The 18,721-nt window shown below is 57.3% G+C and carries 17 protein-coding genes; 8 read left to right on the forward strand and 9 right to left on the reverse strand.

What is annotated here, in order from left to right:
- Window positions 1–135 precede the first annotated feature (135 nt).
- Both pbpC and KIH26_RS13810 read left to right on the forward strand, forming a co-directional pair.
- A complete protein-coding gene (pbpC, locus tag KIH26_RS13805; RefSeq protein ID WP_249661297.1) occupies window positions 136–2,310 on the forward strand; it encodes a penicillin-binding protein 1C in 2,175 nt (724 codons plus the stop codon).
- Window positions 2,311–2,397: 87 nt separating this feature from the next.
- A complete protein-coding gene (locus KIH26_RS13810; RefSeq protein ID WP_213446233.1) occupies window positions 2,398–3,564 on the forward strand; it encodes an alpha-hydroxy acid oxidase in 1,167 nt (388 codons plus the stop codon).
- 51 nt (window positions 3,565–3,615) lie between these two features.
- Here KIH26_RS13810 and KIH26_RS13815 read toward each other — a convergent pair whose 3' ends face one another.
- The 5 genes from KIH26_RS13815 to KIH26_RS13835 are packed head-to-tail and all read right to left on the reverse strand — an operon-like array spanning window position 3,616 to window position 8,890.
- Window positions 3,616–4,860 (reverse strand): EAL domain-containing protein, encoded by a 1,245-nt coding sequence (locus KIH26_RS13815; protein WP_213446235.1) that lies wholly within the window; start codon window positions 4,858–4,860, stop codon window positions 3,616–3,618.
- Window positions 4,860–6,440 (reverse strand): polynucleotide adenylyltransferase PcnB, encoded by a 1,581-nt coding sequence (gene pcnB, locus KIH26_RS13820; protein WP_213446237.1) that lies wholly within the window; start codon window positions 6,438–6,440, stop codon window positions 4,860–4,862. Before pcnB ends, KIH26_RS13815 begins: the two co-directional genes overlap by 1 nt.
- Window positions 6,437–7,105, reverse strand: a complete 669-nt coding sequence (locus KIH26_RS13825; RefSeq protein ID WP_213446238.1) for a histidinol-phosphatase — start codon at window positions 7,103–7,105, stop codon at window positions 6,437–6,439. Before KIH26_RS13825 ends, pcnB begins: the two co-directional genes overlap by 4 nt.
- Before the next feature lie 5 nt (window positions 7,106–7,110).
- Window positions 7,111–7,809, reverse strand: a complete 699-nt coding sequence (hda, locus tag KIH26_RS13830; protein WP_213446239.1) for a DnaA regulatory inactivator Hda — start codon at window positions 7,807–7,809, stop codon at window positions 7,111–7,113.
- A 7-nt stretch (window positions 7,810–7,816) separates the two neighbouring features.
- Entirely contained in the window at window positions 7,817–8,890 is a 1,074-nt protein-coding gene (locus KIH26_RS13835; RefSeq protein ID WP_213446240.1) for an AI-2E family transporter, read from the reverse strand.
- A 138-nt stretch (window positions 8,891–9,028) separates the two neighbouring features.
- On the opposite strand from KIH26_RS13835, the gene purM reads away from it, so the two are divergent.
- Together purM and KIH26_RS13845 are read left to right on the forward strand one after the other, a co-directional pair.
- Window positions 9,029–10,090, forward strand: coding sequence for a phosphoribosylformylglycinamidine cyclo-ligase (purM, locus tag KIH26_RS13840; protein ID WP_213446241.1), 1,062 nt, complete (start codon window positions 9,029–9,031; stop codon window positions 10,088–10,090).
- 107 nt (window positions 10,091–10,197) lie between these two features.
- Window positions 10,198–11,184 carry a hydrogen peroxide-inducible genes activator gene (locus KIH26_RS13845; RefSeq protein WP_213446243.1) on the forward strand — a complete coding sequence of 329 codons (987 nt, stop codon included), beginning with the start codon at window positions 10,198–10,200 and terminating at the stop codon, window positions 11,182–11,184.
- Between the two features lie 2 nt (window positions 11,185–11,186).
- Here KIH26_RS13845 and KIH26_RS13850 read toward each other — a convergent pair whose 3' ends face one another.
- Together KIH26_RS13850 and KIH26_RS13855 are read right to left on the reverse strand one after the other, a co-directional pair.
- Window positions 11,187–12,062, reverse strand: coding sequence for a DMT family transporter (locus KIH26_RS13850; protein WP_249661303.1), 876 nt, complete (start codon window positions 12,060–12,062; stop codon window positions 11,187–11,189).
- Window positions 12,063–12,134: 72 nt separating this feature from the next.
- On the reverse strand, window positions 12,135–12,743 hold the full coding sequence (locus KIH26_RS13855; protein WP_213446245.1) for a DedA family protein: 609 nt from the start codon (window positions 12,741–12,743) through the stop codon (window positions 12,135–12,137).
- A 159-nt stretch (window positions 12,744–12,902) separates the two neighbouring features.
- Between KIH26_RS13855 and alr the strand changes: the two genes are divergently transcribed.
- A complete protein-coding gene (gene alr / locus KIH26_RS13860; RefSeq protein WP_213446247.1) occupies window positions 12,903–14,018 on the forward strand; it encodes an alanine racemase in 1,116 nt (371 codons plus the stop codon).
- Window positions 14,019–14,091: 73 nt separating this feature from the next.
- Here the strand turns inward: alr and KIH26_RS13865 are convergent, their stop codons facing one another.
- Window positions 14,092–14,976, reverse strand: coding sequence for a LysR family transcriptional regulator (locus tag KIH26_RS13865; RefSeq protein WP_213446249.1), 885 nt, complete (start codon window positions 14,974–14,976; stop codon window positions 14,092–14,094).
- A gap of 262 nt (window positions 14,977–15,238) precedes the next feature.
- On the opposite strand from KIH26_RS13865, the gene KIH26_RS13870 reads away from it, so the two are divergent.
- From KIH26_RS13870 to KIH26_RS13880, 3 genes are read left to right on the forward strand one after another with little or no spacing between them, the layout of a single operon-like run.
- Window positions 15,239–15,664: a tautomerase family protein gene (locus KIH26_RS13870; RefSeq protein WP_213446251.1), complete on the forward strand. Its 426-nt coding sequence runs from the start codon at window positions 15,239–15,241 to the stop codon at window positions 15,662–15,664.
- Between the two features lie 58 nt (window positions 15,665–15,722).
- Window positions 15,723–16,820: an MlaD family protein gene (locus KIH26_RS13875; RefSeq protein ID WP_213446253.1), complete on the forward strand. Its 1,098-nt coding sequence runs from the start codon at window positions 15,723–15,725 to the stop codon at window positions 16,818–16,820.
- Window positions 16,817–17,629 (forward strand): hypothetical protein, encoded by an 813-nt coding sequence (locus KIH26_RS13880; protein ID WP_213446255.1) that lies wholly within the window; start codon window positions 16,817–16,819, stop codon window positions 17,627–17,629. Before KIH26_RS13875 ends, KIH26_RS13880 begins: the two co-directional genes overlap by 4 nt.
- Before the next feature lie 91 nt (window positions 17,630–17,720).
- Here KIH26_RS13880 and KIH26_RS13885 read toward each other — a convergent pair whose 3' ends face one another.
- The gene (locus KIH26_RS13885; protein ID WP_213446257.1) at window positions 17,721–18,596 is read right to left on the reverse strand and encodes a DMT family transporter; all 876 of its coding nucleotides are present in this window, start codon (window positions 18,594–18,596) and stop codon (window positions 17,721–17,723) included.
- Window positions 18,597–18,721 lie beyond the last annotated feature (125 nt).

An 18,721-nucleotide genomic window follows, 5' to 3' on the forward strand; every position in this document is an offset into this window, starting at 1 on the left:
AAACAAACGCAGAAGACGCAGAAGAAATTTTTGGTTTCTTCTTTTGCGTCTTTTGCGTTTCCTCTGCGTCTTTTGCGTTCTATTCTTGCGAGTCCAATTTACACTATCGTTTTTGTAGCGTTTAACGCACACTCCATGCCGGCGAGTGGCAGTTTTGAGCATGTAAAACAAGAAACCAAAGCCTCTGAAGCCTGGCTACTGGATCGCCATGGCCAGAAGCTGCATCGCATGCGTGTGAACGCGCAAGTGCGGCGCGGTGAATGGATTGCACTGGCCGATATGTCGCCAGCTTTACGAGAAGCCATGGTGCTGAGTGAAGACAAGCGCTTTTACGAGCACAGCGGTGTGGATTGGAAAGCTGTGTCTGCTGCTGCTTGGGGCAATTTGCTCAATCAGCGCACGCGTGGCGCGTCAACTCTTTCGATGCAGCTCGCCAGCTTGATTGATGAAGGCCCACGTACAGGTAGCGAACGGAAAAACATTTTCGGCAAAGCAGGCCAAGCGATTTCTGCCACTTCTCTAGAGCGCAGTTGGCGCAAAGATCAAATCTTGGAAGCGTATTTGAATCTCGTGCCGTTTCGCGGAGAGATTCAGGGCATTGATGCGCTATCGCGCACGCTGTTTGACAAAGCTGCGCATGGGCTGGATGCGAGAGAGGCTGCGATTGCCGCCGCGCTCGTGCGTGCGCCCAATGCGAAGGCACAAACTGTGGCGAGCCGGGCTTGCGGCGTGCTCCGCAGCATGCAGCCCACAAACGATGCGGATTGCGCGGCATTGGCTGCGCTCACGCAAGCTGTATTGCCTCGCAAAGCTTGGGAAGCCAGCGATGGCATCGCGCCGCATGCGGCGCGGCGGCTATTGGCGAAAGCAAAGGTCGATCAGCGCAGCACGCTCGATGCAGCTTTGCAGCGCCAAGCTTTGCAAAGCTTGCAACAGCATCTGCGCGAGCTGCGTGGCCGCAACGTGCAAGATGGCGCGGTGGTGGTGCTGGATAACGCGAGCGGCCAAGTGCTCGCCTATGTGGGCTCATCGGGCGAGCTGGGCACTGCGCAGGAGGTCGATGCCGCTGCTGCGCTGCGCCAAGCGGGCTCAACGCTCAAGCCATTTCTCTATGCGCAAGCTATTCAGGAGCAGCGCATCACTGCGGCTTCATTGCTCGAAGACTCTTCTGCACACATTCCCACAGCAAGCGGCCTCTACATTCCGCAAAACTATGACCGCAGCTTCAAAGGCTGGGTGTCCACCCGCACAGCGCTTGGCGCATCGCTCAATGTGCCCGCCGTGCGCACATTGGTGATGGTCTCACCCGATGCGTTTGCCAAGCAATTGCGCAAGCTCGGTCTGCCTCTGAAAAACGAAGGCGATTTTTACGGCTACAGCTTGGCGCTGGGCAGTGCGGATGTGTCGCTCCTCTCGCTCACCAATGCTTATCGTGCTTTAGCGAATGGCGGGCAGTATTCAGAAAGCAGTTTTGTAAAGACTGCTGCCGCACCTGCACAAACCGTGATCAACCCGCAAGCCGCCTTCATCGTGAGTGACATCATGAGCGATGGCAATGCACGAGCCCGCACCTTCGGCACAGACAACGTACTCGCCACCCGCTTTTGGAGCGCCGTGAAAACCGGCACCAGCAAAGACATGCGAGATAACTGGGCTGTGGGCTACTCGCAGAAATACACGGTAGGCGTGTGGGTGGGCAATGCCAGCGGCGCGAGCATGTGGGATGTGAGCGGCGTCTCAGGCGCAGCTCCTGTGTGGGCGAGCATCATGAGCTACCTGCATGAGCGCACGCCAAGTCGCGCACCGCAGCCGCCTGCGGGCCTTGTACGCGAGGGTGTGAATTTTTCTGCACAAGGCGCGCAGATGCTTGAAGCGCCGCGCCAAGAATGGTTTGTCAGCGGCACGCAGCAGGTGCAGTTCGCAAGAGAGTCCACAAATACTCCTAAATCAATAGCACTTCGCGCAGCATCTATAACGGTGAACAGCCAAAAAAGCCTTAAAAACACAGAGAAAAATCAGATTGCACAGATCACCTCTCCCGCTGCTGGCACGATCATCGCGCTCGATCCAGATATCCCGCCGCGCCATCAGCGCTTGCACTTCAAAGCGAAGGGTGATGCAGCGCAATGGCTGCTCAATGGCAAAAGCTTGGGCGATGCGAACCATAAACAATGGCTGCCCATGCCTGGCCGCCACACGCTGCAACTGGCAGACGCGCAAGGCCGCGTGCTCGATGAAGTGAAGTTTGAAGTGCGTGGCGCGGCCATGAAAATGGCTGTTGTGAAATCAGCCTCCGCAGTCGTCAAATAATTTCACACGCCCCGAGCAGTATTTCAAACCGCCCAGCGCAGGCTTGGGCTAGGATCAAGGCATTCCAAAATCATTTGAGACATAGCCATGCCCGATCTTTCCAAAGTCACCTGCATCGAAGACCTGCGCATCATGCACGAGAAGCGCGCCCCGCGCATGTTTTACGACTATTGCGATTCCGGCTCATGGACGGAGAGCACCTACCGCGCCAACAGCGCCGATTTCCAAAGCATCAAGCTGCGCCAGCGCGTGGCGGTGAACATGGAAGGCCGCACGACCAAGACCACGATGATTGGCGAGCAAGTGGCGATGCCCGTCGCCATAGCGCCAACGGGTTTGACGGGTATGCAGCATGCCGATGGCGAAATCCTAGGCGCGCTCGCGGCCAAGGCCTTCGGCATTCCCTTCACACTTTCCACCATGAGCATCTGCTCGATTGAAGATGTAGCAGAGGCCACGAACCGCCATCCCTTCTGGTTTCAAATGTATGTGCTGCGAGACCGTGATTTCATCGAGCGTTTGATTGACCGCGCCAAAGCCGCGAATTGCTCCGCGCTGCAAATCACGCTCGATCTGCAAATTCTGGGCCAACGCCACAAAGACATCAAAAACGGCCTGTCTGCCCCGCCCAAACTCACCCTGCCCAACATCATGAACATGATGACCAAACCCGCATGGTGCATGGGAATGCTCGGCACCAAGCGCCGCGATTTCGGCAACATCGTTGGCCATGTGAAGGGCGTGGACAACATGAGCAGCCTCTCCGCATGGACGAGCCAGCAGTTCGATCCACGCCTCAATTGGGGCGATGTGGAATGGATCAAAAAGCGCTGGGGGGGCAAGATCATTTTGAAAGGCATCCAAGATGTGGAAGACGCTCGGCTTGCGGTAGAGAGCGGTGCAGATGCCCTCATCGTCTCCAACCACGGCGGCCGCCAGCTTGATGGCGCGCCTTCTTCCATCACTGCGCTGCCTGCCATCGCTCAAGCTGTCGGCAAAAACATTGAGGTGTGGATGGACGGCGGCATCCGCAGCGGCCAAGACGTGCTCAAAGCCCGCGCCCTAGGCGCACAAGGCACCCTCATTGGCCGCGCTTGGCTGCATGGCTTGGGCGCAGCAGGTCTTGCTGGCGTGACGAAAGCGCTAGAGATCATCCACAAAGAGCTCGATCTCACGATGGCGTTTTGCGGGAAGACGGATATCAACACCGTCGATCAAGGCATCTTGCTGCCAGACACTTTCCCTCGCGCTTGAAGCAAGGGCGTCGCTCACAGTTGATTCAAAGCCGCACGAGCCCGCTGGATTTCATTGGGCTTCTTCAGTCAATGGCCTGCGCGAAGTCACATGTGTTGTTGGGTTCGCCTCTTCAAACAAGAGGTGCGAGTGCTCACGACGCGCCCGCTTAGCCAGTGTCTGCGCATGATCCATGGCACTCAAGGGATCCGTCATATGCCCCAAACCCACAAACACCACACCAATACCTATCTGCGGCGTGAACGGCATGGTTTTGCCAATCATCACACCCACTTGCATGGGTCGCTGTAAATACGGCGTCAACTCCGAGAGTTTGTCGTTCACACGCTGCCGATGACTGATCGTTGAAATACCCGCGATAAAGCAGCGTGCTTGTTGCAAGCCGAGGGTATGACGAAACCCAATCGCGCGCCGAATCCTTGCAGACAGCACATGGCGAATTTCGTGCTCTACCGAGCTGTCCAGTTCATCGTTCAAGGTGTACAAGTTATCCACCCATACGGCCACCACAGCACATTCACGCTCATTTTGTACGCTGCGCCACAGCGCGTCGTCGATCTTGCTCAGCAGCGTGCCGCCGACTGGCAGGCCGGTGATTTCATCGGTTTTGGCAACACCTTCAGACATACGACTGAGCAATCGCCTTTGGCGATTGCGTTGAATCGTCAGCACGGTGGTCACCAGAAAATAAACAATGCCGCAGATCGCCGTTAATGCCCACAGCAGGTTGGAGGATGCCCAGCCTAAGCCTTTGGCGTACAAACCGATCACCATCAGCCCCAAGCACACGCAACCGGCCAGCATCGGTATGGCCAAACGATCACCCAATGCGATGCCTCGCGCTGAAGCAGCCAAAGCCAAGACGACTGATATCAGGTTGACGAAAAGTGCCGCGACTAAAAAACTGCGCCCCTGATCTGGCCAGAGCACCACAGCGACTAACAAGGCGCCCGCTGCCAAACATTGCGCCAAACTACCCCAGTGAATCAGCCCATCCAACCACGGATCTTGCGCCAGATTGCCAAACCAAATGCCCAAATAAAACAAAGCCAAAGCCCCGCTCAAAGGCCCCAGGGTCACTTTGGCAGGAATCAGCCACGCGCCTTGCTCAATGTGCCACACATGCTCTACCCAGCCGCTCATGAGCATGGCACTTGTCCCCACCAGCGCAATGAAGCACAAGGCGCGCCCTGCTGCTATCGTGGGGTGACGGATGGCATCTGCTAAGGCTGCGCCAAAGAACGTCAGCAAGGCGCCCAACATGGCCGCCCAAATGCTCAGCTCGATATCTGACATCAGGTTTCTTGAGGCTTTGGCTCGCTGACAGCTGCGAAGTTATCCCCTGTGCTTGCCGGTGGCTTGCGCTTGCGGCGGCGCCGTTTTTTGGGCGCATCTGGCGCATCTGGCGCATCATTTTCTGATGCTGCCTCTGATTCATTCAAAGCTTCGTTAGGCACGGCTACAGAGGCGCGCTGCGATTTGACCGCCTTGACAACTTTAGGCGCTGTTTTTTGCTCTTCGCGGGCCTGTTTGGCCAAATCTTCTCTGCCCGCTTGATCAGCTTCTGAAAACTCCAGCCACCAATCTGCGAGGCTCACGGCCACTTCGCCTGTCTCAGCACGCAAACGCAGAAAGTCGTAGCCGGCTCTGAAGCGCAGATGCTCGACCAAGCTGAAGACGGAGCTGCTGGTGCGTTTGTCAAAGCGCGGCTGCATCATCCAGATTTCTCGCATGTCGGCGGCGAGCTTGCCTCGGCCGCTCACATCGCCGATGCGGGTGTTGAACACTTCATCAATCGCGTCTTGCAGCGCAGGGAAGGGATGCTCGCCACGTGCTTTCTTTTTTGCCCACACATCATTCACATCGCGCCAGAGCACGCAGGCCAGCAGGTAGCTGGGGCTCACGCCTTTGTCTTGCGCGATGCGTTTGTCGGTGTCTTGCAATGCTGTCTTGATCATGGGCTCATCGGCACGTGCGACGATCAAATCAAGCAGCGGATAAATGCCTTTGGCCAAGCCCAGCTCGCGCAGCACTTGGATGCTGGCAATGCCGTGGCCGGTTTGCAAGAATTTCAGCATCTCGTCAAACATGCGGCTTTGTGGCACGTCTTTCAGCAGCTTGAGCATTTCGGTCAAAGGCTTGGCCGTTTTGGGCTCAATCTTGAAGCCGCTCGCGGCCAGTTTTGCTGCAAAACGTGCAGCGCGAATGATGCGCACGGGGTCTTCACGATAGCGCGCTTCTGGCTCACCAATTATCTTGATGCGCTTTTTGTGAATGTCGTCGATGCCTTTGTGATAGTCCACCACCACCTGTGTCTCAGGGTCGTAATACATCGCGTTGATCGTGAAATCGCGTCGCGCAGCATCTTCTTCCATCGGTCCCCAGACGTTGTCGCGCAGCACACGGCCACTGGCATCCACTGCATGCTGCATGCCTGAGAGCGCAGCCTTGGAGGTTTTTTCGTTGCCGCTGACTTGGCTTGCATCCGCGCTGTCCAAGTGTGCGCGGAAGGTGGAGACCTCAATCACCTCATGCTCGCGCCCGCGCCCATACACCACATGCACGATGCGAAAGCGCCGCCCGATGATGAAGGCGCGTTTGAACAAGCGTTTGACTTCTTCTGGCTCAGCATTCGTGGCCACATCAAAATCTTTGGGTCGCAAACCCAGCAGCAAATCACGCACTGCACCGCCCACGATGAAAGCTTCAAAGCCTGCATCTTTGAGCGTGGTGACGACTTCCCAGGCCTTGGCATCGACCAAATCACGGTTGATACCGTGCTCGGCCTGCGCGATGTCAACGCGCTTGCCAAACTTGGGCTTGGGCGTTTTGACGACACGTGGCGCCATCAATTTTTCTATTAGTTTTTTGATCATTGGAAGAGATCGATGATTTTCCAGCCACGCTCTGTGGCCAAAGTGCGCAGTCGCGGATCGGGGTTGGTCGCCACGGGCTCAGTCACATGCTCGAGCAAAGGCAGGTCGTTCATGCTGTCGGAGTAGAAGGTGCTGTGGCTGACATCAGCCCAAGTCTTGCCCCGCTCAGAGAGCCATTGTCTCACGCGCTCGACTTTGCCCGCTTGGTAGCTGGGCGTGCCACGCGAGCGGCCGGTGTACCAACCATCCGCGCCCACTTCGAGCTGCACCGCGATCAAGTGTTCGATGCCAAAACGCTTGGCGATTGGCTCTGTCACAAATTCATTGGTTGCCGTCACCATCAAAACCTCATCGCCTGCCGCGCGATGCTTTTCAAGCAAATCCAGCGCTGGTTTTTTGATGTGCTTTTCAACAACTGCCGTCATATAGTCTGCGCGAAGTGCTATCGATTCAGTAGCGCCACGCTGGCGAATCGCCTCCGTGGCAAACATCAAATACTCCACAGGATCGAGCTTGCCGATCTTGTAATTCTCATAAAACGCATCATTGCGCGCTTTGAATGCCACTGGATCGCGCCAGCCGCGCTGCACCGTGTATTCGCCCCAAGCATGATCGCTGTCGATGGGCAGAAGGGTGTGATCCAGATCGAAAAGAGCAAGACGCATGAAGATTACAAAGATTCCAGCATGCTCTTGACCAGCGGGATGGTGATCGCGCGTTTGGTGGCGAGCGAGTAGCCGTCGAGCTGCTGCAAGAGCTGCATGAGGGAGTTGAGATCGCGCGAGAAGCGGGCGAGGATGAAATCCATCACTTCGTCGGAAAGGAAAATGCCGCGTGCATCGGCTTCTTGGCGCAGCACGGCGCGGCGCTCGGCTTCTGTGAGCACTTGCAGGGCGAACACATGACCCCAGCCAAGGCGGGTGCGCAGATCGTCGCGCAGTTGCAAGTCCGCTGGCGGGAGCGTGCCGGCGGCCAAGATCCAGCGTTGCTCGGTTTGCGCATTGACGAAATAATTGAACGCTGCATGCTGCTGCACGGCGCTGTAGCCCTGCACATCATCGAGCATCACGGCCACCCAGCGCGGGTTGAATTCGGGTGGCTCGTGGATGGAGGGATCGAGCCAGCCGACTTCGCCACCCTGATCGCGCAAGGCTTCGCGCACAGCTTTGAGCAAATACGATTTGCCGCTGGCGCTCTCGCCCCAGAGATAGGTGGGCACCGGGGAGCGCAGTTTGGCAATGCCACCCGTGCCTGAGCCCTCTCCCACCCACAGCCGCAGGTGCTCCAGCGCAGCGGCATTGGGCCCTGGCAGAAAGCTCGCCAGCGCGGGCGCGGGCGAGAGGGCGATATCGAGCGCAATTTGCTTCATGAGAGCTTCATTTGTGACGATACAGATCTGAGGCCAGATACTGCACGCGAATGCGGCGAATCGCCACCAACAGCACGGCACTTGCGGGCAACGCAATCAACACGCCGACAAAACCAAAAAGCTGACCAAAGGCCAGCAAAGCAAAAATCACCGCCAGCGGATGCAAGCCGATGCGCTCGCCCACGAGGCGCGGCGTAAGTACCAGGCTCTCCATCAGCTGCCCCGCGCCATACACCACAGCCACCATGATCACAGCTTTGATGGAGGCAAACTCTAAGAGCCCAGCGAGCAGCGCGAGCACCAAGCCGACACCAAAGCCCACATACGGCACAAAAATCGCGAGGCCAGTAAACACGCCAATCGGCAAGGCCAGATCCAAGCCAAAAAGAGACAAGCCAATGCTGAAATACACCGCCAAAATCAGCATCACCAGCATCTGCCCGCGCAGGTATTGCCCGAGCACCTCGTCGGCTTCGTTCATGAAACTGTCGTACGCAGCGCGTAGGCGCGGCGGCACGAGTTGCACAGCGCGGTTCACGAAATTTTCCCAATCCATGAGCAGATAAAACAAAGCCACAGGAATCAAAATAGCATTACCAACCAAGGTGAGTGCGAAGCTGCCGCCCACTTTGAGCGAAGAGAGCAGGGCTGCGACACCGTCTTCGATATTGGCATTGAGATATTTCAAAACAAAGGCTTTGATGCTGTCCACATCCAGTGTGAGATTGACGCCCAAGCTTTTGAGCATAGGAGCCGCCCAAGCATTGAGCCGCTCAGCCAAAGCAGGCAATTGCTCGCGCAGCAGTGGGATTTCTTTGGCCAAAATCGGCACGATCAGCAAGGCAATCGCCAGCACGGCGATGATAAAGAGCAGCTCCACAATCAACACCGCCAAAACGCGAGGCAATCTGCCGCGCCCGGCATGATCGAGTTTGTTGACCAGCGGCGTGAGCGCATACGCCAACACAGCAGCCACGACAAAGGGTGTGAGCACCGGCCCCAGCAGCCAGACCACGATGACGACGACCGCAGCAATCACACTCCAAGCGGCTGCGGTTTTTTGTGTTTTGGTGAACTGCATACAAGGGCGAGGGCTTGAAAACTTACAATCGGGAAGTTCCGCGAGCAATTTTACGGGTTTAAAGCAGGTTTTTAACCCGTTTTCATGCCCTTTTTGCCATATCGCCGGCGTATTTACTGCGCGAGCAGCTATCAAATCATGAGCAATTCATCTTCCCCTCTCTCCTACAAAGCCGCTGGCGTTGATATTGACGCAGGCGACGCGCTTGTTGAGCGCATCAAACCGCTGGCCAAACGCACCCTGCGTGAAGGTGTTTTGGGCGGCATTGGCGGCTTTGGCGCGCTGTTTGAGATCCCAAAGCGTTACAAAGAGCCGGTGCTGGTGAGCGGCACGGATGGCGTGGGCACGAAGCTGAAATTGGCTTTCGAATGGAATATGCACGACACCGTGGGCATCGATCTGGTGGCCATGAGCGTGAACGATGTGCTGGTGCAAGGCGCAGAGCCGCTGTTTTTCCTCGATTACTTTGCCTGCGGCAAGCTGGATGTGGATACCGCAGCAGCAGTGATCGGCGGCATTGCCAAGGGCTGCGAGTTGTCAGGCTGCGCACTCATTGGCGGCGAGACAGCTGAGATGCCCGGCATGTACCCCGCTGGCGAATACGATTTAGCGGGCTTTTGCGTGGGCGCAGCGGAGAAATCGAAATTGCTGCCGCGCCCGAATGTGCAAGCTGGCGATGTGATTCTTGGCCTGGCATCGAGTGGCGTGCACAGCAATGGCTTTTCTCTCGTGCGAAGCTGTATTGAACGCGCCTGTGGCGCGGGCATTGAGCGCGACGAGAGTAAACTGCCTGCCACGCTGGATGGTAAGCCCTTCAAAGAAGCGCTGATGATGCCAACGCGTTTGTATGTGAAGAATGTCTTGGCTGCGCTGAAGGCTCATCCAATCAAGGCACTGGCTCACATCACTGGCGGCGGTTTGCTAGAAAATATCCCTCGCGTCTTGCCCGAAGGCATCGCTGCACATCTGAAAAAGGGCAGCTGGCCGCAAACCGAGCTCTTCGCATGGCTGCAACAAACCGCTGGCATCGATGATTTTGAGATGAACCGCACCTTCAACAACGGCATCGGCATGATCGTCGTGGTGGACCCTGCTGATGCTGTGGCCTGCGCGGCTACGCTCAGTGGCTTAGGTGAGCAGGTGTTTGTGATCGGGCAAATGGCTGCGCAGCAGAGTGGCGCGCCCGTGCTTGTTGAATAATTTGAGCCTTTTTGGCATGTAGCCGGCTAGGAATCTGCGCGAAGCGCTATTAATTACATAGCAAATTTTTTACCGCAGGCTTTTTGCTTTTGCTGCAAAATCTGCGCATGACACTTACTGAGCTCAAATACATCGTGGCTCTCGCGCGCGAGAAGCATTTTGGCCATGCGGCCGAGGCATGCTTTGTGTCGCAGCCCACCTTGTCGGTCTCGATCAAGAAGCTGGAAGAAGAGCTCGATTGCAAGCTGTTTGAGCGCAGCGCCAACGAAGTGACAGTCACGCCGCTGGGCGAAGAGATTGTGCGGCAGGCGCAGAGCGTGCTGGAGCAGGCTTCTCAGATCAAAGAAATCGCCAAGCGTGGCAAAGATCCCTTAGCGGGAAGCTTGCGCCTCGGTGTGATCTACACCATCGGCCCTTATTTGCTGCCTGATTTGGTGCGCCAAGTGATTGCGCACACACCGCAAATGCCGCTGATGCTGCAAGAGAATTTCACCGTGAAGCTTTTGGAGATGCTGCGCACAGGTGAGATCGATTGCGCGATTTTGGCCGAGCCCTTTCCCGACACCGGCTTGGCCACAGCGCAGCTCTACGATGAGCCTTTCATGATTGCTGTGCCTTCCACACATGAGCTGGCTTCGCGAGATGCGATTGAAGCAGAAGAGCTCAAGGCGCAGACCATGCTGCTGCTGGGCAATGGGCATTGCTTTCGTGATCATGTGCTCGAGGTCTGCCCCGAGTTTGCGCGCTTCTCAAGCAATGCGGAAGGCATCCGCAAAAGCTTTGAAGGCTCCTCGCTGGAGACGATCAAACACATGGTCGCCGCCGGTATGGGTGTGACGGTTGTGCCGCAACTTTCAGTGCCAAAAGGGCATTTGGCCGGCATGAATTCTGCGCAAAGTGCTACTAAAAAGAGAGCGTCAAGATCAGAGCCAGATGATTTGCCCTATGTGCGCTACATCCCCTTCGAAGGCGCGCCACCCACCCGCCGTGTGGTGCTGGCATGGCGGCGCAGTTTCACGCGCTATGAAGCCATCGCGGCCTTGCGCAATGCGATCTATGCCTGCGAATTGCCGGGTGTGCAGCGATTGAGTTGAGGCTACCGCTCTTCCCAAGCCGCCCAAATCGCAGCAGCAATGATCAGCGAACCGCCGAGCACGATGCGGTTTTCCAGCTGCGAAACACCAAGCGCCACAGATGAGGCCGTGGCGAACAAAATCTCCGTGAGCATGATCAAGCTGGTGGTGCTGGCTTTGAGCCGTGCTGCGCCGTATTGCAAGGTGAGGTTGCTCAGCAAGAAGAGCACAGCAAAACCGATCAGCAAAATCCAGCCCAAGCCCCCCAGCATCACAGGCGGCGTGATGCTGCCTTGCCAGGTGCCGATACTGCCAATGGCGAAAGACAGCAAGGCGCCACCAAAAAACATCGCAAAAGCGCGCTGCTCGCCGGGCGTTTCGCGCAAACGGCGCAGCATGGCGTTGTTCAAAGCAAAACAAAACCCACCCATGAGCGCCAGCCAATCGGCCAAACTGTTTGGCACAGGCCATGGCGACTCGGGCGCTTTGAGCACCATGGCCACGCCCGCCACCGCCAGCAGCACGCGCGCGACTGACATCTTGGTGGGCCGCTCGCCCAAAATCAGCCAAGCCAGCAGCATCGACCACACAGGCATCATGTAAAACAGCAGCACCACGCGCACCACATCACCCACCGTGACAGCCCAATTGAAACCCACATTGGTGAGCCCCGAACCCAGTGCAATCAGCCAAAGCGCGGGCACGCTGATCAAGCCGCGCCAAGCCTGTGGGCGCATGACAAAGATCGCCAAAATGGCCATGCCGTAAATCACGGTGTTCGCCCACAGCGGATGCAGGCCTAAGGTTTGCAGCTCACGAAACGGCCACCATGACAGCCCCCAAGCAAGAGCATTCAGCAAAAGACCCAACGCAGCAAGCGTGGTAGTGGACATTCCCATGGGGTGTGTAAAAAGTGAAGCGCCTAGCGTATGCCAGGCCTGAGTTTGAGTGTAGGGCGGATGCCGGGCAGACTACTTGGCCGCGCGCTTTTTCTTGCGCCACCAAATAAACAGCGCGATGGCGCCGACACCGAGCAAGAAGAAAATGCCCAACTGGAATTTCTTCAAAGTTGCAAACAGCCACTCGCGGTTTTGCGCGCCAAAGTAGCCCAAGTAAATCCAGATCGGCACGCTGATCAGGGCCGCAAAGCCATCCATCACAAACCAAGTGCCAAAACTCACCTTGCGCGTCATGCCTGCGGTGAAAAACACGGGTGTGCGCAGCCCAGGCAGAAAGCGCGCCACAAACATCACCCAGCGGCCGTACTTTTCAAACGCACCCTGTGCCTGCTCAAAGCGCTCGGCTGTGAGAATTCGCCGAAAGACAGGTAGTTTCATAACGCGATGCCCATGCCAGCGCCCCAGGCTGAACATGATGCCATCGCCAATCATCACGCCCGCCATGCCTACAGCAAACATCACATGCGGATTGGCATAACCCAGGCCGGCGATCACGCCGCCTGTGACGAGGGTCACATCCTCCGGCACGGGTACGCCAAAGCCGCAAATAAGCAACATGACGAAGACAGCGATGTAGCCGTAATCCGTGAAAATGGGCAATAGGAAATCAAAAACCTGCATGTTGCGCGCGCGCTTGTAACAAGCGGCGCATTCTCCAAACAACAACAAAAAATTCAGACTGACGGTTTATAGCATGTGGCGTTGACATTTCTTTACTTATCCACTCCGACTAAACTAGGGGAAACGATGCGCCCAGCTAGCGCCGAACAGTGACACACCATGCCGCGCCCCATCCTCGCCACCATCCACACCGCCGCCCTGCGCCACAACATCGAGCGCTGCCGCGCTGCCGCGCCTGATGCCAAAGTCTGGGCAGTGGTCAAAGCCAATGCTTATGGCCACGGGATCGAGCGCGCCTTTGATGGCCTGCGCGGGGCAGACGGCTTTGCGCTGCTGGATTTGGAAGAAGCGCAGCGTATTCGCGCCTTGGGCTGGCGCGGGCCGATTCTGCTTTTGGAGGGCTGCTTCGAGCCGCGTGATTTGGAGCTCTGCTCGCGCCTTGGCCTGTGGCACACGATCCATTGCAGCGAACAAATCGATTGGCTTGCCGCCCACAAAACGCACGAGCCGCACCGCGTGTTTCTCAAAATGAATTCCGGCATGAACCGCCTGGGCTTCAAGCCATACAGCTACCGCAGCGCCTGGACGCGGCTTAATGCGCTCACGCAGGTTGAAGAAATCACGCTGATGACGCATTTCTCCGATGCGGATGCGAAGCGCTTCGGGCAAGATGGCATCGCGCATCAAGTGGCCGCGTTCAACGAAGCCACGCAAGATTTGCCCGGCGAGAGATCGCTCTCCAACAGCGCAGCTTCCCTGCGCTACTCCGCCGACGCGCTGCGCACCGATTGGATTCGCCCCGGCATCGCGCAATACGGCAGCTCCACCGACTACCCAGAGCACGACATTGCCCACTGGGATTTGCAACCCGCGATGACGCTGCAAGCCCAGATCATTGCAACGCAAGATTTGCAACCCGGTGACAGCGTGGGCTACGGCTCGGCTTTTGTCGCTGAGAAGCCAATGCGCATTGGCGTGGTGGCCTGCGGCTATGCCGATGGCTACCCGCGCATTGCCAAAGGCACAAATGCGCAAGGCACACCTGTGCTCGTGGACGGCATACGCAGCCGCACCGTGGGCCGCGTCAGCATGGACATGATCACGGTAGACATCACTGATTTACCCAGCGCTGGTATCGGCAGCACAGTCACGCTCTGGGGACGTGCAGCCAATGGCGCCGTGCTCTCGATTGACGAAGTGGCCATCCAAGCGCAGACGGTCGGCTACGAGCTCATGTGCGCGCTGGCGCAGCGCGTGCCTGTGGTTGTGGATTAGTTTTTAAGCGTTTTAGGCCGTTTGCCAGCATAGAATCTGCGCAACGTGCTATTTTATTTATAGCAAATAAACATCAATGCTGCGCCAGCCATTGCGCAAAGAAATCAATACAGGCGCGGATTTTGGGGGCGCGGTGGCGCTCTTGTAGCATGACGGCGTTGATGGGCATGGTTTGGCAATCCACTTGGGCATCCATCACGCGCACCAAGCGCCCAGCAGCAACCATGGGCTCGGCCGCCACATTGCCAGCGCGCACGATACCCAAACTTTGGAGTGCCATGCCCATCATGATGCCAGTGGAGTTGGCGCGGTAGTGCCCGCGTGCAACGTGTACGTGAGCCTCACTGCCAATCATGAAGGGCCAGCGGTTGTAAGCAGGGTGCACGCTGCTGGTAATCAGGCGGTGGTGTTGAAGATCATCCACGCTGGTCGGCATGCCATGCTTGGCCAAGTATTGCGGTGATGCATACAAGCGGCGTCCAAGCTCGCCGATTTTGCGTGCCACCAAAGTGTCTGAGCCTGGGTCGCCGCTGCGAATCGCCAGATCGATGCCATGTTGCGCCAAATCCACCACACGATCATCCACATGCAGCTCCACGCTCAAACGCGGATGTTGCTCTGCCAGGGCATCTAAACTGGGCACGATCACGTAATGCGCCATCGCTGGGCTGACCGCAAGTTTCACCACGCCGCCGACCTGCCCGTGATCGCCGACATCGGCTTCAAATTGTGCGTAGTTATCGAGTATTCGCTTGCCATGCTCCAGCAGCGATTGCCCCGCTTCGGTGAGCGAGAGCGCGTGAGTGCTGCGATGCAGTAGGCGCACTTTGTGCTTCGCCTCCAGCCGCGCAAGCGCGCGTGAAATCTGGCTCACGGGCACATCGCTTTCGCGCGCCGCGCCTGAGAGCGAGCCGAGCTCGACCACGCGGGTGAAGGTGTGGAGATCGCCTAAATCCATAGTGATTGATCCTGGATGCGCCTTGCTTTTGCAATATTTGCAAAAGCATTATGCACTGATTGCGGTTTCCATGGTGGCGGGCAAGGTCTAAAGTTCATCCATCGCTGCAATTACTGCGGCGGTATTTAGGAGTTCATCATGCATACTTCATCGTCACGCTTATTGCAAAACATGCAAAACATTTTGAGCCAAGCCCTGCGCGGCCTGATGCGTTTGCCTTTCAGCAACAACCGCGCTCAGCGCATGTATTGAAGGAGGCGGCATGCCCACACTTCATCTGCGACTCGCCCCGCTGCTCAATCCACCGCATTACACCGCCTTGGCCCAGCAGCTCACAGCGCTCACCGCACGCGTTTTGCACAAACGGCCGGAGGTCACGGCTGTGATGATTGACGATATGCCTGCGGCTCGCTTTTGCGTGGGTGGCGCAGCAAGCGATCAGCCTGTAGCCTGCCTAGAGATCGACATCACCGCAGGCACGAACACGATGCAAGAGAAGCAGCAATTTGTGCATGAAGCGCATGCCTTGCTGCGACGACTGCTGGGCGATTTGCATGAGGCGAGTTACGTCATCGTCCGTGAGTTGCCGGCCACCGACTGGGGCTACGCCGGGCTGACACAGGCGCAGCGGCAGTTGCAAAGACGCGCGCAGACCGCCCCCGCAGAGCGCATCGCGATCACTGCATAAGCAACACTGTGTTTCTCCTGTCGTCGCAGTTGGGGCGCACTTGCGTTATGCTGGCAGGATGACTGAACCCGCATCACCCGCGCCTGCTCAGAAGCCCTCCGGTTTGGAAGGCGAAGTTGCCGCTTTGCTTGACCATGACATGGCCGAGATTGCGCGCAAGAATCCGGGGCGCTTTTGGCTCGCTCTGGCTGTGATCTCGGCAATGATCTTGATGGGGCTTTCGGCTTGGCGGCAAGGCTGGTTCACGCCGATGACGAATGTTTATGTCGAGCTGCCGGGCGCGAGTGGCGTGCAAATTGGCACGCCTGTGCGGCTCAAAGGTTTCAAGATTGGTGATGTGGACGCCATTGATCTGGATCCGCAGCTCAATGTGCGCGCGCGGCTGCGTATCGTGAGCGAGCGCATGCCCTTGCTGGGCTTGGATGCCAGCGCCCGCTTTGGGCGCGATGGCCCGCTGGGCGGCAAATACATTGATGTGCTGCCCGGTGATCGCGCAGGCCAGCGCCTGGCGCAAGGTGCGATGCTGCCGATGGATGTGGGCAATGAGCTGGAAGATGTGATGGGTACGGTGAAGGTGGCCGTGGAAAAGCTGGCGGTGGCCATCGGCAAGATGGAGCCGATTCTGGACGACACGAAAAAGCTCACAGGCGAAGCCGCGGAGATGCGCAAAGACATTCGCACTTCAGTAACGACGGTGCTCGCCAACATGGAAGCCATGAGCGGCCAACTCAAGGCCATGGGCAACTCAGCGGGTAATGTGGCGCAGCGCCTCGATAAAGACAGCGTGGCGCTGATGCAAGACATCAACAAGATCACCACGCAAGCGGAGGCTGCGGCCACAGCCGCTCGTAACAGCTTGGCCGCGCTGGAAAAAGACATGCCGCCCACTTTGGGGCAAGTCAAAGAGGCACTCACCAGCGTGCAGACTTCGGCTGACAACATCAAAGTCATCACGCAAGATGTGAAGCAAATGGTCAGTGAAATCAAAGGCGATGTGCCGCCGGCTGTGCGCGCAGCCCGCACAGCCGCGCAAGATGCCGCCGTGATCACCGATGGCGCGAAGAAAACTTGGCCGATTTCCACCTTTGTGAAAAACGCAGATTCCACCAAGAGCAACACGCCTACGACGGCCACCTCTCCCAACAATCGTCAATGAACACATCTCCCGCAAAGCCCATGAAGCTCAGCGTGAATGCGCTGCTGGTTTCACCGCTGCGCGTGCGCTGGGAAGCGGCTTGCGGGCTGTGGCGCTATCACGGCTGCTGGCGCTTGCCTGCCATACGCCAGCGCATCAAAGCAGAGCTGCATCTCGAACTCAGCGAGACGATGCCTATCGTGCTGATCCTCTCGCTGATCGCAGCCATCATGATCTTTATCGTGCTGCCCTCGTCGCTGCGAGAGCAAGCCGAGACGATTCTCACCAATCTGTGGCCGATCTGGGTTGTGCAGGCTGCGCCGATGGTCTGCGCGCAAGTGCTGGCCTTGCTCAACGCCCCCGCCATGGCGCTGCGCTATGTGGAGCTGCAAGGCGCGCAGACTTTCGCTGCCGACAGCCACACCCGCGATAGACAAGTGGCTGCGCTGGCCTTGCCACAAATTTTTGCGCACGGTTTCCTCTGCGCGGCCTGCGCCTGCCTCTTGGTGATGTTCACCTTGGTCTTCGGCATCATTGCTGAGCTTGTACTTGCCGTGGGCGATCTGCGCAGCGTGCTCACCACCATCTTGGCCAGCACCTCGCCTCTGGCATGGATGCGCTCTATCGGGCAGGCCTTTGTGCTCGGTGCGGTGTGCGCGCTGTCTGCCGTGCTGTTTGCCTGGCCAGGAAGCCAAAGCGCAGCGAATGCCAAAGACACCCACCGCATCGGCATCTTCGCGATGATTTGCGCTTCTGCGGCCTGTGCTTTGGCAGGTGTAGCCATGAATTGGCTCGCTGGCTTGCTGGGCTGGAGCCCATCGGCGATTTAAGCAACTGATTGTTGGTTTTTTTAAGCCAAATCGACTTGTAGCCGGCGCAGAATCTGCGCAAAATGCTATTATATTTATAGCAAACAGGCGATCACTTCGCACGCGTGCCCAAGACCGCTGCGCCCACGATCAGCGCTGCGGCTAGGCCAATGCTTAAAGACAAGGGCTGACCCGTGGCGATCAACAACACAGCAGTTGATGCCAGTGGTGTGATGTAGCTCAAGATGCCGATTTGCCGCGCATCACCGCGCTTGAGGGCTGCATCCCACAAATAAAAAGCAGCTCCGAGTGGGCCAATGCCTAGAGCAATGAGCAGCATCCAATCCTGCCCACTCAAGTTCACGCGCGGCTCTAACAGCGCATGGCAGAGCAAAGACAGCAAGCCACTGACCAAGCCAAACAATCCAATCGCCGCCGTGGCAAAGCTCTTGCCTTGTAGCGCAAGGCGCTTGGTGAGTAGCGAATAGCTCGCCCAGATGAAGGCTGAACCCAAAGCAATCACATAGCCCCATTCAAACCCTATGGCCGAAGCACTGGAGGCGCGGCCCAGGATCGCAATGCAAGCGCCCGCAAAGCCAATGCAGGCGGCCAGCAGATGCGCAGGAGTGAGCTTCACGCCCGGCAAAAACAAAGGCGCCAAGACCACCATACCCAGCGGCCAAAGATAGTTCACCAAATTGGCTTGCACGGGCGGCGCATGGCGCAGCGCGATGAAGAGCAGAAAATGAAAACCAAACAAGCCATACACGCCGAGCAACACATGCTGCCAAGGCAGTTTCCAACTTGATAAATCCAGCTTGCCATTTTTAAAAGACAAAGGTATGGCGATCAAGCTACCGACGAGCAGCCCCACGCCCGTGAGCAGAAATGGCGGCACATGCGAAAGCGAAATGCCCAGCCAGGCCAGCAGTGCCCAGAGTGCAATTGCGCCTAAGGCGAATAAATTGGCAGAAGAAAAGGGGTTCATTTAATTACTATAAATTCAATAGCACTTTGCGCAGATTCTGCGCCGGCGAACAGTCGATTTTGCTTAAAAAATAGATTCTCATCTGTTTTAGCGAGACAAGCTAAGCCGCTTAGGATTAAACTGCG

The sequence above is a fragment of the Variovorax sp. PCZ-1 genome, from assembly GCF_018413605.1.
Classification (GTDB): domain Bacteria; phylum Pseudomonadota; class Gammaproteobacteria; order Burkholderiales; family Burkholderiaceae_C; genus JANMDU01.

Coding starts and splice junctions, on each gene's coding strand:
- pbpC (WP_249661297.1), top strand. CDS start 136: ATGCCGGCGAGTGGCAGTTTTGAGCATGTAAAACAAGAAACCAAAGCC.
- KIH26_RS13810 (WP_213446233.1), top strand. CDS start 2,398: ATGCCCGATCTTTCCAAAGTCACCTGCATCGAAGACCTGCGCATCATG.
- KIH26_RS13815 (WP_213446235.1), bottom strand. CDS start 4,860: ATGTCAGATATCGAGCTGAGCATTTGGGCGGCCATGTTGGGCGCCTTG.
- pcnB (WP_213446237.1), bottom strand. CDS start 6,440: ATGATCAAAAAACTAATAGAAAAATTGATGGCGCCACGTGTCGTCAAA.
- KIH26_RS13825 (WP_213446238.1), bottom strand. CDS start 7,105: ATGCGTCTTGCTCTTTTCGATCTGGATCACACCCTTCTGCCCATCGAC.
- hda (WP_213446239.1), bottom strand. CDS start 7,809: ATGAAGCAAATTGCGCTCGATATCGCCCTCTCGCCCGCGCCCGCGCTG.
- KIH26_RS13835 (WP_213446240.1), bottom strand. CDS start 8,890: ATGCAGTTCACCAAAACACAAAAAACCGCAGCCGCTTGGAGTGTGATT.
- purM (WP_213446241.1), top strand. CDS start 9,029: ATGAGCAATTCATCTTCCCCTCTCTCCTACAAAGCCGCTGGCGTTGAT.
- KIH26_RS13845 (WP_213446243.1), top strand. CDS start 10,198: ATGACACTTACTGAGCTCAAATACATCGTGGCTCTCGCGCGCGAGAAG.
- KIH26_RS13850 (WP_249661303.1), bottom strand. CDS start 12,062: ATGGGAATGTCCACTACCACGCTTGCTGCGTTGGGTCTTTTGCTGAAT.
- KIH26_RS13855 (WP_213446245.1), bottom strand. CDS start 12,743: ATGCAGGTTTTTGATTTCCTATTGCCCATTTTCACGGATTACGGCTAC.
- alr (WP_213446247.1), top strand. CDS start 12,903: ATGCCGCGCCCCATCCTCGCCACCATCCACACCGCCGCCCTGCGCCAC.
- KIH26_RS13865 (WP_213446249.1), bottom strand. CDS start 14,976: ATGGATTTAGGCGATCTCCACACCTTCACCCGCGTGGTCGAGCTCGGC.
- KIH26_RS13870 (WP_213446251.1), top strand. CDS start 15,239: ATGCCCACACTTCATCTGCGACTCGCCCCGCTGCTCAATCCACCGCAT.
- KIH26_RS13875 (WP_213446253.1), top strand. CDS start 15,723: ATGACTGAACCCGCATCACCCGCGCCTGCTCAGAAGCCCTCCGGTTTG.
- KIH26_RS13880 (WP_213446255.1), top strand. CDS start 16,817: ATGAACACATCTCCCGCAAAGCCCATGAAGCTCAGCGTGAATGCGCTG.
- KIH26_RS13885 (WP_213446257.1), bottom strand. CDS start 18,596: ATGAACCCCTTTTCTTCTGCCAATTTATTCGCCTTAGGCGCAATTGCA.